The organism is Elstera litoralis (assembly GCF_000963705.1).
GTDB classification, from domain to species: Bacteria; Pseudomonadota; Alphaproteobacteria; order Elsterales; family Elsteraceae; genus Elstera; species Elstera litoralis.
In genome coordinates, this window is the sequence record NZ_LAJY01000765.1 from 1 (window position 1) to 653 (window position 653).

General features: G+C 59.0%; 1 pseudogene. It reads right to left on the reverse strand.

Going from position 1 to position 653, the window contains the following annotated elements:
- A pseudogene (locus tag VZ95_RS19660) lies at positions 1–653 on the reverse strand (DNA-directed RNA polymerase subunit beta); the annotation flags it as partial.

The following is a 653-nucleotide window of genomic DNA, read 5'->3' on the forward strand; positions in this document are numbered from 1 at the left end:
CCCGCGCCCCGTCGAAAACCGGGGTGGCGAAAGGAATACCGCGCGTCAAATTCTGCGCCAGTTCCAAAGTCTCGCCTTCGTTGAGGTCGGCGATATCTTCGCCATAGACCTTATCGCCGTAGATATCTTTGAAGTAGGCGTGCAGCGGGGCGGTGTCGTGCTTGCCTTCGCGGCGGAACGTATCCATCAGATCTTTGATCTGACGGCCCAAGCCTGCCGATGCCCACCCCAGATGGGTTTCGAGAATCTGCCCAACGTTCATGCGGCTCGGCACGCCCAGCGGGTTCAAGACGATATCAACCGCCGTGCCGTCTTCGAGATAGGGCATATCTTCGATCGGCGTGATGCGGCTGATAACCCCCTTGTTGCCGTGACGACCGGCCATTTTGTCGCCCGGTTGCAGCTTGCGCTTCACCGCGACGAACACTTTGACCATCTTCATCACGCCCGGCGGCAACTCGTCGCCGCGCTGGAGCTTTTCGACCTTGTTTTCGAAACGCTTGTTGAGGCGGTCGATGGACGCATCCATCTGCTTCTTCAAGGCTTCGAGATCGTCCAGCACCTTATCATCGGACACGGCGATTTGACGCCATTGACCCGGCGTAAGGCCCGCCAGCGTTTCGGTATCGACAATCGCCCCGGCTTTAACGCCG